Genomic DNA, 13,389 nt, shown 5'->3' on the forward strand with positions numbered 1-13,389 from the left:
CTGCTGCGCAACCATGCGTAGATTCGGCTACTTCGATACGGCGGAACTCGGTGCAGCAGGGAGAGGAGCTGTGGCACCAGGTTCAGCAGGCCCTGCAGGCCAACCTCAGCAAGCCCACCTTTGAGACCTGGATACGACCGGCTCGCTGTCAGGGATTTGAGGCCGGCCAGCTTCAGCTTGAGGCCCCCAATAGCTTTGCTTGTGGCTGGCTGCGCAAGAACTACCTCGGCACGATCGAGGCGGTTGCCAGTGAGATCGCAGGCCGCCAGGTTCAGGTTCGGGTTTCCGCAGCCAGCGGTGATGACATCATTGCGGCGTCCGCCAGTGGTGCAGTGGCGGTTTTGGCTCCGGTGGCAGTGACCAGTCGTGATGCCGCGCCACGGGCTACGGGCGAGACCCCCCGAAAATTGGCGCCGGGCCTCAACCCTCGCTACGTGTTCAACCGCTTCGTGGTTGGACCAAACAGCCGCATGGCCCACGCTGCGTCCCTAGCGGTAGCCGAGGCACCGGGCCGGGAGTTCAACCCCCTATTTCTGTGCGGTGGAGTCGGGCTGGGCAAAACCCATCTAATGCAGGCGATCGGCCATTACCGACTTGAAATCAACCCCGAGGCGCGGGTGTTCTACGTGAGCACCGAAACCTTCACCAACGACCTGATCCAGGCGATCCGCAAGGACGGCATGCAGGCCTTCCGCGACCGTTACCGCGCTGCCGACCTGATCCTGGTAGACGACATTCAATTCATTGAGGGCAAGGAATACACCCAGGAGGAGTTTTTCCACACCTTCAACGCCCTGCACGAGGCGGGCCGCCAGATCGTGATTGCCTCCGATCGCCCTCCCTCCCAGATTCCTCGATTGCAGGAGCGGCTGATCTCCCGCTTCTCGATGGGCCTCATTGCCGATATCCAGGCTCCGGACCTGGAAACCCGCATGGCGATCCTGCACAAGAAGGCCGAGCAGGAGCAGATGGTGCTGCCCCGCGACCTGATCCAGTTCATCGCCGGCCGTTTCACCTCCAACATCCGCGAGCTGGAAGGGGCACTAACCCGGGCGGTGGCCTTCGCCTCGATCACCGGCCTGCCGATGACGGTGGAATCGGTGGCCCCCATGCTCGATCCCGGTGGTGGGGATGTGGAGGTGAAGCCGGTCCAGGTAATCGAGAAGGTGGCCGAGGTGTTCGGTGTGGGCGTAGAAGAGATGCGCAGCGCTAGCCGCAAGCGAGCCGTCAGTCAGGCCCGCCAGGTGGGTATGTACCTGATGCGCCAGAGCACCAATTTGAGCCTGCCGCGCATCGGCGAGGCTTTTGGTGGCAAGGATCACTCCACGGTGATGTATGCCGTTGAGCAAATCGACCGCAAACTCAATAGCGATCCGGTTCTTTCACGCCAAGTGCAGCAGGTGCGAGACCTGCTGCAGATTGACTCTCGAAAACGTCGTTAAAGCTCTGCTAAAATTATATTAAATTTAGCGGCACCCCTGCACTGAAATCCTGTAGCTGAAGCCCAAGGCGCCGGGATCCTTGCTTGCCCCTACTTTGAAATTCATCTGGGTTGCCTGCTTGCCGGGCACGCTTGCAAAGGGGCCGAACATTTTGCCTGTGCCCATCGGCGGATTCATCTCTGTATTGAACATCTGCAGGCTTGAGCCATCGCTGAACTTCATGTAGGCCTCAACGGGGTACTTGGCCTTTGGGTCGGAGCTGTTGGCGGTGAAAAAGAACTTGAAGCTGGTGTAAGGCTGGTCCACCAGAAAGTCGGTGTTCCAGTTGGTGCGACCGAAGGCCATTCCGATCGGGGTTACCTTGGCCGCTCCCACCGATTTGGACACGATCCGTGAGCTGCCATTTCCCCCAACCGGTTGCAGAAAGGTGCATGTGGGGGCCGCACCGGCACTGCCGCCCCAAAGGGCCACTCCCAGGGCAAATCCGGCTGCGGTAAGGCGTGTAAGTGACATGGGGCGATCAAATCAGCTCTGATTTTAGGTTAGGGGCCTAGATGGGTCTAGTCCCTCTACTTCACCGTCAAATACACGGCTAGCCGTGATGTCTTCTGCCTCGATCGTCATCAGGTCGAGCTTGGTTAGGGGGCTACCGATGCGGCTGAATAGGCGGTTGGCCTGGCGCATTCGCGCTCTATCAATGGCGTTACGAATGGAGCGAGCATTGGCGAAGAAGGGCAACTGCATGCGCCGGTGGATGTAGTCAGCAAAAGCTGCAGTGGCCTCCTGGCTGAAGCGGTAGTTTTCTGCGGCTAGCACTAGTTGGGCAATGGCAAGCAGTTCCTCGGCGCTATAGTCCGGGAAATCGATATGGTTTGCTACACGGGATGAGAGCCCTGGATTAGATTGATAAAAAATATCCATTCGATCTTTGTAGCCCGCAAAAATTACTACTAAGTCGTCGCGATTACCCTCCATTACCTGCAGCAATATTTCGATGGCTTCGGCGCCGTAATCCCTTTCATTTTCTGGTCGATAGAGGTAGTAAGCCTCATCGATAAAGAGCACGCCGCCCATTGCCTTCTTGAGCATTTCCCGGGTTTTTGGCGCGGTGTGGCCGATGTATTGCCCCACCAGATCGTCGCGGGTTGCGGTCACCACATGGCCTTTGCGCACATAGCCGAGACCGTGCAGGATTTTGCTCATCCGAGCGGCGACTGTGGTTTTGCCAGTGCCCGGTCGCCCCGTGAATGACATGTGCAGACTGGGCGGCTTGGTCTCGAGCCCCACTTGCTGCCTGGCCCTGTCGACCACCAGTAAGGCTGCGATTTCTCGGATGCGCGCCTTCACCGGCCGTAGGCCGATCAGCTCCAGGTCGAGTTGATCAAGCATCGCCTGAATGCCAGCTCCTTCATAGGCCGCCTGTAGATCAATCACCGTGTCGTTGCCGGGGACTGGGAGTGTCAACAGACCAGAGCATCAATTGCTGCTGTGAAGGCCCAGTCTGCTGCTTCGATTGGGGAGTCTTCAGTTTCGGCGCGCAGGGTCAGGTTCACGTAGGTGCGCCCGAAGCTGATATCAGGGAAGCGTTGTTCGGTCTCGCAGAGGGCATTGAGCCTCTCCAGAAAGTCTCTGGTGCTGGCGTAGTCGCTGAATTCAATGCGCCGCTCCAGCCTTTCGGCCTGCTCGGGTTTGGGGCGCGGGGTCCAGGGTTGGTCCATTACTTGAAGCTAAAACAGGTCATTTGGGGCTCAGTCAAGGCAAGATCAGTCAAGGCAAGATCAGTCAAGGCAATCTCAGTCAAGGCAATCAGTGCGGGCAGTGGCCAGGCGGGAGGCCCAGGCTGCGGCATAGGCGCGGTTTGCTGCCTGGGCTGCTGGTTCGCTGCTATTGAGCGGCTGGGGGAAGGTGCCACGTATCGCCGCATTGGTGACACAAAACATCGACTTCTGGAAGCTCATGCAGATTTTCACCCGCACATCCCCCTCCCCCCGAGTGCGCTCGCGATACCACTGGTGCAACCGCTCCGGCAGATGCCTGAACATGTCTTGCATCAGCAGGCTGGGTGGAATGCCGGCACCCATGCTCGGTAGGGGGTCGGCAAATAGGGCGCCGTAGGCAAACTGCGCCTGGTCCGGTGAGATCTGCTGGGCCTGGGCATTGAAACTAACCGTGCCCAGGAACGGCATGCCCCGCAGAAAGACAGCCTCCACATATGGCACGGCCACATCCACAAGAAAGGTAAGACCAGCCTCCGGTGGCAGCACCCAAAAGTGTTCGCCGTCAACCTCCACTCCGTAGATGATCGGGTTGGCAGCGGCGGCGACAAGTCCGTCCTTGATGAACTCGACCACGGCGTCGATGCTGGCCACCCTCCCGTCTGCCTCAGCCTCGGCCAGATCGATGAAAAGATCGCTCATTACCCGCCAAAACTGACCGAGAGCGTGGGTGGTGGCCGCGGTACGAATCAGCTCGGGCAGGAAGCCCCTGAACAGGGGGTTGAGTAGGGCCAGCAAAGGATCAAGCCGGGTCTTGCGGCGAATGATCGCTGCGCAGTTAGCCGCAAACGCATCGGAATCCAGATAGGCATCAAGGCCGCCGGTGCCATGCCAGAGCATGGCCTTCATGCAATATTCGGCGTATTCGAAGTTGATCCGGTCGTGGATTAGGTGGCGCCAGATCTTGGCTGGGTTTTTGTCACCGTCAAGGTATTTGAACAGTGGAAAGGGCAGCAGGAACTGCTGCTCGGCTTGGAAGATCAGGTTGATGCTGTAGGCATCCAGCACCTCTCCGTAGCTCTTGAGCACATCCACCACCTCGATCAGGTGGTCTGCGGATTCGCTGAGCAGGGTCTGGCCGCTGAGTAGCTGCTGTTCGAGTTCTGCGGCAGCAGGCTTACCCCCAGCGTGGACCAGTTCGGCAGAGATGATTGGCATCAGCCCACCCCCCATGGATGCAGGGCTGCCAGTTGCAGGGCGGCCACCAGAGCCGGCAGTTGGGCCATGGAAGTGGAAGCGGCCTCGCTCAACTTACCGAGGCCCGAGGGCAGCAGCCCGATGGCTACCACAGCAAAGGCCAGTCCCATGGCGGGTATGGTTTCGCGGGGTGCCACTGGGGCCAGGCGCACATCGAGGCGACCATCGGAAACCGCATCGCTGGCCGGTGTCACCGCTAGGCGGCCGAAGAAGGCGCGATTAACGAGCAATAGAAAATAAACCGCCGTCAGGCCCGAACCAACCATCGAAAGCAAGGTCGCCAGTGGGAAGGCGGTGATGCTGCCGCGGAACACCATGAACTCCGAAATGAAGCCGGCCATGCCCGGCATACCGGCACTGGCCATCACCCCCAAAATCATCAGGGTGCCTGTGAAGGGCAGACCCCGTTCCGGGTTGAGCAGACCATGCAGCACCGAGAGATCCCGGGTGCCCGTCTTGCGATACACAATGCCCACCAACAGAAAAAGCAGGGCTGAAATCAGACCGTGGCTCACCATCTGGAAGACCGCCCCGAGCAGGGCAACCGGTGTGGCAGCTGCAGCGGCTAGCAGGATGTAGCCCATGTGACCCACGGAGCTGTAGGCCACCATCCGCTTCATGTCCTGCTGGGCGATCGCTGCCAGGGAGCCAAACAGCACAGAAACTGCTGCCCAGATGGCCAATCCCGGCGCCAGCAGGGCCCAGGCTTCCGGGAAAAGACCCATGCAGAAACGCAGCAAGCCGTAGGTGCCCAGCTTCAGCAGCACCCCTGCCAGCAGCACTGACACAGGTGTAGAGGCCTGGGTGTGGGCATCGGGCAGCCAATTGTGAAATGGGAATAGGGGCACCTTGATGCCGAATCCCACTAGCAGGGCCCCCAGTAGCACCAGCTGACCTCCCATCGCCAGCCTTTCACTGGTGACCGGGGTGAGGCTGAAGTCCACACTGCCGGTTAACAGGGAGAGGCCCAAGAATGCGCCGAGGATTAAAATTCCCGAGACGGCTGTAAAAATAAGAAACTTTGTAGCCGCGTAGGCCCGGTTGGCGCCGCCCCAGATGCTGATCAGAAACCAGAGAGGGATCAGTTCCAGCTCATAGAACAGGAAAAACAGCAGCAGGTTTTCGGCTAAGAAAGCACCGTTGACTGCGCCACTGATAACCAGTAAAAGGGCGAAGTAGATGCGGGGCCGCTGGTTAATGTCGCGGGTGCAGATCGCCGAAACCAAGGTGAGAGCTGAATTGATCAGCACCAGCGGCATCGACAGACCATCGACCCCGAGCCGGTAATCGAGGCCGATGCTGCCGACCCAGACAAATGACTCCTGCAGCTGCATGCCACTGAGGCCGGTGTCGAAGCGGAGCAGCACCAGCAGGCTCCAGACCAACTGCAGGCCAAGCACCACCAGGGCCACGGTGCGCATGCGTCCGGGCGCAGGGTTGCCGGGCCAGAGGGCCAGGGAAAGTGCTCCGGCTAGAGGGATCAGTAGTAGAAGGCTAAGCATCAGGTGCTCCTCATCCGTGCAACCACTGCAGCGAGGTGAGCAGCAGCACGATGGCCAACAAAACCGTCAGGACGTAAGTCTGCAGCTGGCCGCTAACCGAGAGCTTCAGCCCTTCAGCGCTCGCCAGGGACAGCCTGCCAATGCCATTGACAAAGCCACTCACTAGGGCCCGGTCGATCCAGTTGCTAAATCTAGCCAGGCCGGCTACCGCTGCCACAATCGTCACCTTGTAGATGCGCTCGGTGTAGAAGTCGTATGCCAGTAGATCCTGGAGCAACCGCAGGGGCTGGAACATCGATCGGGACCAGAACTTGTGCAACGGCGCCAGGCAGCCGCCGATTACTCCAGCCACCCCGCTTGCCACCACTGCAGTGGCTAGGGGCAGGGGGAAGGAGGCAAGGCCAGGTACCGGATCTATCCGGGCCATCAAGGCTGGTAGCAGGGTTACCAGCACAGTCAGACTGACCATTGGTAAGGCCATCAGCCAGTTCACCTCAGGGGCCCGCTTAGTTTTCGGCAGTGGCGCTCCCATAAACACCTGCCGGAATACCCGGGTGAGGTTGAAGGCTGTCAGGGCATTGGTGATCAGCACAACTGCGGCGAAAAATGGTGCGGTGCGGCCTAGCGCCTCCACTAGCAGGCCGAAGCACCAGAAGCAGCCAAGGGGCAGCAAACCCACCAGGCCCGCTCCACCAACCAGGTAGGCGGTTGTGGTGGCAGGCATGCGGGAGCCCAGTCCACCCAGCTCGGTGAGGTCCTGGCAGCTGGTGGTGGCGATAACGCTGCCCACACTCATGAACAGCAGGGCCTTGGCCAGGCCATGGGCAAACAACAGCAACATGGCAATAGCAGGCTGCTGCAGGGCGATTGCGATGAAAACCAGGCCCAGATAGGAGGTTGTGGAGTAGGAGAAGGCACGCTTGATATCGACCTGGGCGATCGCCACCAGGGCACCAGCCAGGGCACTGATTGTGCCCACCACCAGCAACACATCAACGGCAAGAGGTGAAAACTGCAGCAGCGGCATCACCTTGAGCAGCACAAGGGCTCCAGCGGTCACAACTACGGAGTTGCGCAGAATCGAAGCTGGGTTTGGACCCTCCATGGCCTCGTCAAGCCAGAGGTGCATGGGGAACTGGGCGCACTTACCCATGGGGCCGGCGATCAGGCCCAGCCCGAGCAGGGTGCCCGCAAGCGGGGTTAGGGACCCATTGGCATGGGCTTCAGCTGCCCACACGTAAAGGTCGTCGAATTCCATCGAGCCAGCCCAAGCTGAGAGAGCGACTACGCCCATCAGCAGCAATACATCGCCAACCCTCTTGGTCAAAAAGGCGTCTCTGGCCGCCGTAACGACCAGTGGCTGGGCATACCAGAACCCCACCAACAGATAGGTGGAAAGGGTGAGCATTTCCAGCAGGAAATAACTCATAAACAGATTGCTGCTCAGTACAACTCCGGCAAGGGCTCCTTCAAAGAAACCAACAAGGGCATAAAACCTCGCCAAGGCCCACTCCTTATCCAGGTAGCCCAGGGCAAAAACCTGACCCACCAAGCTCAGTCCAGTCACCAACTCCAGGGCGGCCAGATTGGTCAGGGATAGGTCTAAGCCGATGCGCAGGTCGAGATCGGCAGCCTGAAACCAAGGCAGCTCGATGTGCTGGGGACCCAGCAGCCATACCTGCTGCAGCATCACGGTGCCATGCACCACCGCCAGCAGCGTGACGATCAGGTTGAGATAGGCCGCAGGGCGAGGACCGTGACGCTTGATCCATCCAGCAGCCCACGGCAGGGACAAAACCATGCCGCTGAACCCATAGAGCGGGATCAACCAGGCCAGCTGGATCGAAAGTGGCAGGGGTGGGGCGAGCAAGGGGGGATGGGCGTCGGTCGGCTCAGAAGGTGGCCCGTTCCATCGAGGGATTGGGGCTGAAGCCAAGGCTGCGCAGCCAGGCCCTCAGATCTTCGCCGTGCTGCTGTTCGTCGTTCCAGAGACTCCTGAACAGGACTTCGTTAGCGCCATCACCCACCAAAACGCAAAAGCGAACAGCCTCGGCGTAGTGATGGATCAGGTCGTTTTCGAGGGCGAGATTGAGCCGGAGTAGTCCGACCAGGTCGGCGGCATGGGCAACGGGCCTCAACTGGGATGCGGCAGGAGCAACCCCCAGAGCAAGCATGCGCTGCACCAGACGTTCGGCGTGCTGCATTTCTTCCACGGTTTCACGTCGAAACCGGGCAGCCGAATCACCATCACCCCAGATCTCCACTAGGGAGGCCTGGGTCATGTACTGCTGAACTGCGGAAAATTCCAAGCTCAAGGCGCGGCCGAGGTAACCCAGGACGCGCGGATGAACGGCGCCCATGGCCATCAGAGGCGACGGGTGGTAGCAGTGGCGATCAGGGCAGGCTCCACTTCGCTGTGGGGACGGGCGATGATGTGGGCAGCAACCAGGCCGTCACCGACGCGCTCACAGGCATCAGCGCCGGCACGCACTGCTGCATTCACCGCACCTGTTTCGCCGCGCACCATCACGGTGACGTAGCCGCCGCCAACGAACTCACGGGCGATCAGGGTTACTTCAGCGGCCTTTGTCATGGCGTCTGCGGCTTCAATCGCCGGCACCAGGCCACGGGTTTCGATCATGCCGAGGGCGATGCCCTGAATGGAAGGAGCCATGGCGTTGCTGCGCGAAGGAGTGGTGGGGGGGGTGGTGCCGGCGCCCTTGCCGGCACCGGTACGGGCGCCGGTTGAGCTGGCGCTAGAGCGGCGGGTCGTGCTGGAAGCACGGCGCGCTGTCGAGGCAGCTGGCTTGGCTACGGCTTTCGCCGCAGGGGACTGGGCTGCCGCCGCTGGCAGGGCTTTGGGGGCCGCTGCAGGTGGGGTCGAGCTGGCCGCCGCCGCTGCAGCCACTGGTGTGGAGCTGGCTGCCGCTGCCGCGGGGGCGGGTTTGGCAGCAGCAGCTCCGCTGGTGGTGGATTTAGGGGTGGGGGTGGCCATGGCTCAGGAGTATGGGGGCTGGAGTGATGACAGGTCGATCGGGCAGCGAGCTACCCGGGCCACCTAGCCATCGGGCTCCCAGAAATCAATGATTCCGCCGATCGTCAGATCGGTTTGCACCTCGGGGTTGCCGCAGGCGAAGCGGGCGGCAGAGCCACTGGCGGTGAATACCCAGTTACCTGGGGATGCACCGACAGGGTCAACCGCAACGCTCAGCTTGCCCTTAGCGCTGCGAAGCACGCGCAGGTTGGAATGATCTAATCCGGCAACCCGCTGGCTGCAAACCAAAGAGCCGGTGACCTGCATGATTTCCATTAGCTGGCCCCTCCTGTCGGAGCTTGCGCCTTACCAGCATCAGGATCCCAGTGGTCAATGATTCCCACGATCGTTAGATCGCTCGGGTACGACTTGCTTCCAGCGGCCTCGCGCGCAGCTGAGCTGCCGACACAGATCACCCAGTCGCCTGGTACGCAACCCACTGCATCAACTGCAACTTTCTGAGTGCTGCCATCGAGCACGACCTGCAGGTGCTTGTGCTCAAAATCTGGAATGCGATTGGTAGACACCAGTGGTTTAACCACCTTGCAGATCAACATGTCAGTGCCCTCCTCCGCTCGCGAATGTGATGGTGGAACCTACAGCTTCAGCTGGGGTGTGACGGTCTTGGTCCCGCACGGTAAGCAGAGCATGCAATAGGCCCTGCTCAAACAACTCGGGATAGCGGTTTTCCATGGCGGCTTGCACCCTCTGACAATTGCGGATCGCTCGCTGCCTCGCCCCGGGCACTTGGCCGTTGTAATCAAAGCGCACGACCACTGGCACAGGCAGGCCCCGAGAAACGTTCAAGCCCTTGAAAATCTTGATGCCTACATCTAAATCCGGCGCTCCCTCCTCCACCGTGTCCATATAGGCGAAATAGGTGAGATTGCGCAGGTGGATCTCCTTGAAGCCTATGCCCACACCGATAAAGCGCTCCGCATGGCCAGCATCGCCGTAGCTGCCCCTGTGGTACTGACGCACATAGTCGATCTGGGAGATGTTGTTCTCGATCAAGCGAGCAATCAGCTTCACCATGCCCGGATCGGGACTGCTGGCCGCTGCCTGCTCCACCAGCGATTGAATGCGGGCACGGCCCTCAACCGCATTGAGATGGCGGGTGGACTCATAGGCCGCTTGTGCATCCAGCCAGCTTTCCAGATTGGTGCTGCCATCAATGCCCGGCACATGCACGCGAATCGTGTCTGTGTCGGTGTCGATGCCGAGTAGCAACAGATCTACTGAGGCACCACAGCAGAAGCTGTTTTCGACGGCCTGCTGGAAATCCTTGAGGCGGGCTAGGCCACAGGAGGCAGCCAAGGCGTCATCGCTGCCGTGCGCAGCACAGCCCTCATGCAGGGGATCTTTTGAGCTGAAGTGGTAGAGCACCACCTTGAGGTAACGGGTGTCTTCGTGCGCCGAATTGGGCTGACCTTCGCGGTAGCGGCGATGTTCAGTTTTGACCCAACGGTTGACCGTGTTTTCAACGTCAAACAGGGCACCGGCATGGGAACGCCGCCGCACCGAACTGAATGGAATTCGCAGGGCGTAGGCCATGGCATGGGCCAGGCGCCCGTCAGCGCATGGGGTTGCGTCGAGTAGGTGGAATCCACAGGCCAGTAGAAACTCATTGAAGGCCTCGGCTGCGGGACTGCCAGGCTTGCCTCCTAGGGGATCGTGCTGAAAGAAAGCGTCGCTGGTTTGTTCGTAGGTTTCAAATACACACCAGGCGAACAAGGTGCGCATGTCGAGCTGGCTCACCCAGGCCTTTTCGAGAATGGGCAACGGCAACTCGAAGCCCAGTTCGGCCCTGGCCAGCCGCTGGGCCTGCTCGATGAAATCAGCCTCGTGCTGCAGGGCTGAGAGGCGCTTGAGCAAAGGCACAATGCGATCAAATGCCCCTTTCACCTGGTCTTCGTAAGCCCTCAGGACCCCATTGAGCTGGCCATCGCTAAGCGGATGCAAGCCAGTCGCCACTAGCTCGCTCGCGGCAGCGGCACCTGGCCGACGGCGGGGAGCCGTCGGAGCCAGCGGGCGATAGGCAGTGGCAAGAGGGCGTCGGGGCATCAGGAGATCAACCGCGGGCCCCGCCAGACACGGTGATCAGGGAGCCGGCAGTAGTGCTACCGCTGGAACCCGTGACACGGCAGATCGGTTCGGGACGCTCCTCGTTGCGCTTCGGCTGGAGAGCCGCGGGCATCGAGGTCTTCGAGCCTGGCCGGGTGGGGTTGCGGCGCCGGGCTGAAACACCCTCGGTGCCGGTGACCCGATCACCTCGATCCCAGTCATCACCAGTGATCTTCAAGCCAGCAGAAATGCCTTCGCCGGTAACCCTGGAGGTTGGACGGGCATCCTCGTCGACGCTCAAAGGAACCTCAATGGGCCCCCGGGCGATTTGGCTGCTGCCGCGACGGTCGAAACGGAATTGCTCGGTGCCGGTGACCATGTCACCGGCCAGGTCAAAAGGGCCGGTAATCCTGCTGCCCTGCTCGTAGCTGGTGCCGGTTACGGCCCCGGCTGGTTCTCGCCCCACTTGGGCCGAGCGAGCCGGGGATTGGATGCTGAATTGCTGCCAGGGCTGGCTGCCCGCCAGGGGTTGGGGGAAGTCGGAGTCCTGGGATGCGGCGGCACCGCAGACCTTGGCGAGTTGATCGCCACCGATATATGGAGTACCGGTGACGGCTTCGCAGGCTCCGCGGCCGGCACCGGTGAGGACACCGCCAATGCCTGGTTGTATGCCACTCATGCGGTTAGAGCCCCGCACCGGAGTGCGCTGACGAATTTCGGCGACAGACTTGCTGTTACAGAAATCCCCTGCCTGCTCAAGGCCGGCGTAGGGCGTGCCGGTTACGACCTTGCAGGTGCCGGGCTCATCGCCGGTGACATTGGAGGAGCGGCCAGTGTGGGTTCCGCTGACAACCTGGGCCCGATTGGTGACGCTGAAGCCCACCTTGGCGGCCTCCGGCTCGGGCTTACTGCCGCAGAAATCGGCGTATTGCTGGCTGCCGACGTATTCATCACCAGTTACCAGGCGGCAGCTGCCGGGCTCATCACCGGTGACATGCTCGCTGCGGCCCACATGGGTGCCGGTGATGCCCGTGCCCCGAAGCGTGTGCAAGCTTGCGACCTTGGTAGGTGCGCGTCCGGTCACCTGGCCTTGATCGGATACGTACTGGGAGCCGGTGAGTTGCTTGCCCGAGCCGGGTTCGTCACCCGTGACAAGGCTTGAGCGACCAACCATCACACCTGAAACTGCCTGACCTCCCTCGGTCTGGCTGCGTCCAACCTTGCGTGGGCTAGGGCTGGGGCTGGAGGTGCCGCAGAAGGCTGCTGACTGATTGGCGGAAACGTATTCGGTTCCAGTGATGTTTTTGCAGGTACCGGGCTCATCGCCGGTCACCTTTTCAGAGCGACCGACCTCATTACCAGTGACCCGGTTGCCGTGGGTGGTGGCGCTTACGCGAACCTTGGCTGGCTGGCTTGCCACCGGAGCGCTCTGGCAGAAGGTCTGGAACACTTCGGCGCCGAGATACTCGGTGCCTGTAATGGCGCGGCAGGTAGCTGCTTCGTTACCAGTGGTTTTCTCTGAGCGATTGGCCTGGGTTCCGGTCACCACCTGGCCAGAGCTGGTTTCGCTCACGCCCACTTTCCAGTGGGCTTCTGCGGCTGCTGCCTGTTTGGCGCCGTGGCGGTTTGGGCCAGAGGGGCGGGTGCCGCCAGCTCTGCTGGAACCAGCGCTGCCAACCTTGGCCCGCAGTTCACGCACCTTCTGGGAAAGTTCGCGGGCGCTCATATCAGGATTGCCCTGGCGGGATACCGACGCGGCTGTAGTGCTCTTGGGCGCGTTAGCTGACTTACCACGCTTCGAGAGAGCTTCTCTGCGGGCGAGCACAAGGGCCCGGCTGGGATCCAGTTGGGAGAGCCGCTTGGCTGTGGCACGGCGATCGGCACCACTACTAGTTGTTTGGCTAGTGCGATTACTGAGGCTTGTTAGGGCCGGTGCAGCAGCGGTTTCGCCCTGGCATTTGCACTTGGCTTCCGCTGCAGGTGCCTGGGCTTTTGGTGCAATTTTGGCCAGGTCCGTGCGGGTGCGGTCGCTGGAGGTGTCGGCACGTTTGCCGCGTTTGGAAAGGGCTTCCCGTCGGGCAAGCACCAAATCTCTGCTGGGATTGGCGATTGGACGGGCTTGGCTCGTCCGGCTGGAGCCGGTGGGTGCCGCAAGGCTGCGCTGGGAGGCAGCACCCCGGGCGTTCACGGCCGGGGCAGCCTTGGCCACCGATGCTGGGGCCTCCATCGCTGGGGCTGTGCGGGTGGGGCGAGCGTCTTCAACCGAGCGCACACGGCTCGGACCGGAAGTGAACCGGTTGGCGGCTTTTTTGCCACCGTTGGTGAGGGCCTTGCGGCGCTCTAGAGCTGCTTCCCGGCTGGATGAGCTGGCCATG

Annotated in this window: 13 protein-coding genes; 1 reads left to right on the forward strand and 12 read right to left on the reverse strand. The window is 61.1% G+C overall.

Going from position 1 to position 13,389, the window contains the following annotated elements; all coding sequences use genetic code 11:
- The first annotated feature begins 50 nt into the window (after positions 1-50).
- Positions 51-1,442 carry a chromosomal replication initiator protein DnaA gene (gene dnaA, locus KBZ22_RS05370; protein WP_255021315.1) on the forward strand — a complete coding sequence of 464 codons (1,392 nt, stop codon included), beginning with the start codon at positions 51-53 and terminating at the stop codon, positions 1,440-1,442.
- Positions 1,443-1,466: 24 nt separating this feature from the next.
- Here dnaA and KBZ22_RS05375 read toward each other — a convergent pair whose 3' ends face one another.
- The 12 genes from KBZ22_RS05375 to KBZ22_RS05435 all read right to left on the reverse strand — a co-directional run bounded on the left by KBZ22_RS05375 (position 1,467) and on the right by KBZ22_RS05435 (position 13,388).
- On the reverse strand, positions 1,467-1,955 hold the full coding sequence (locus KBZ22_RS05375; protein WP_254941114.1) for a hypothetical protein: 489 nt from the start codon (positions 1,953-1,955) through the stop codon (positions 1,467-1,469).
- A gap of 24 nt (positions 1,956-1,979) precedes the next feature.
- Positions 1,980-2,906 carry a CbbX protein gene (cbbX, locus tag KBZ22_RS05380; RefSeq protein ID WP_255021316.1) on the reverse strand — a complete coding sequence of 309 codons (927 nt, stop codon included), beginning with the start codon at positions 2,904-2,906 and terminating at the stop codon, positions 1,980-1,982.
- Positions 2,903-3,160 carry a 4a-hydroxytetrahydrobiopterin dehydratase gene (locus tag KBZ22_RS05385; RefSeq protein ID WP_255021317.1) on the reverse strand — a complete coding sequence of 86 codons (258 nt, stop codon included), beginning with the start codon at positions 3,158-3,160 and terminating at the stop codon, positions 2,903-2,905. Before KBZ22_RS05385 ends, cbbX begins: the two co-directional genes overlap by 4 nt.
- Before the next feature lie 75 nt (positions 3,161-3,235).
- Positions 3,236-4,375 carry a CO2 hydration protein gene (locus KBZ22_RS05390; RefSeq protein WP_255021318.1) on the reverse strand — a complete coding sequence of 380 codons (1,140 nt, stop codon included), beginning with the start codon at positions 4,373-4,375 and terminating at the stop codon, positions 3,236-3,238.
- The gene (locus tag KBZ22_RS05395; protein ID WP_255021387.1) at positions 4,375-5,919 is read right to left on the reverse strand and encodes an NADH-quinone oxidoreductase subunit M; all 1,545 of its coding nucleotides are present in this window, start codon (positions 5,917-5,919) and stop codon (positions 4,375-4,377) included. The genes KBZ22_RS05390 and KBZ22_RS05395 overlap by 1 nt, the downstream gene beginning before the upstream one ends.
- Before the next feature lie 7 nt (positions 5,920-5,926).
- A complete protein-coding gene (locus tag KBZ22_RS05400; RefSeq protein ID WP_255021319.1) occupies positions 5,927-7,786 on the reverse strand; it encodes an NAD(P)H-quinone oxidoreductase subunit F in 1,860 nt (619 codons plus the stop codon).
- 22 nt (positions 7,787-7,808) lie between these two features.
- Positions 7,809-8,276 carry a ferritin-like domain-containing protein gene (locus KBZ22_RS05405; RefSeq protein WP_255021320.1) on the reverse strand — a complete coding sequence of 156 codons (468 nt, stop codon included), beginning with the start codon at positions 8,274-8,276 and terminating at the stop codon, positions 7,809-7,811.
- 5 nt (positions 8,277-8,281) lie between these two features.
- A complete protein-coding gene (locus KBZ22_RS14335; RefSeq protein WP_273328270.1) occupies positions 8,282-8,911 on the reverse strand; it encodes a BMC domain-containing protein in 630 nt (209 codons plus the stop codon).
- 63 nt (positions 8,912-8,974) lie between these two features.
- Entirely contained in the window at positions 8,975-9,226 is a 252-nt protein-coding gene (locus KBZ22_RS05420) for a carboxysome peptide B (RefSeq protein ID WP_255021322.1), read from the reverse strand.
- Positions 9,226-9,507, reverse strand: coding sequence for a carboxysome peptide A (locus KBZ22_RS05425; RefSeq protein ID WP_255021323.1), 282 nt, complete (start codon positions 9,505-9,507; stop codon positions 9,226-9,228). The genes KBZ22_RS05420 and KBZ22_RS05425 overlap by 1 nt, the downstream gene beginning before the upstream one ends.
- A gap of 1 nt (position 9,508) precedes the next feature.
- Positions 9,509-11,014, reverse strand: a complete 1,506-nt coding sequence (locus KBZ22_RS05430) for a carboxysome shell carbonic anhydrase (protein ID WP_255021324.1) — start codon at positions 11,012-11,014, stop codon at positions 9,509-9,511.
- 7 nt (positions 11,015-11,021) lie between these two features.
- Entirely contained in the window at positions 11,022-13,388 is a 2,367-nt protein-coding gene (locus KBZ22_RS05435) for a CsoS2 family carboxysome shell protein (RefSeq protein ID WP_255021325.1), read from the reverse strand.
- Position 13,389: the final 1 nt, after the last annotated feature.

The sequence above is a fragment of the Cyanobium sp. L1E-Cus genome (assembly GCF_024345755.1).
GTDB classification, from domain to species: domain Bacteria; phylum Cyanobacteriota; class Cyanobacteriia; order PCC-6307; family Cyanobiaceae; genus Cyanobium_A; species Cyanobium_A usitatum.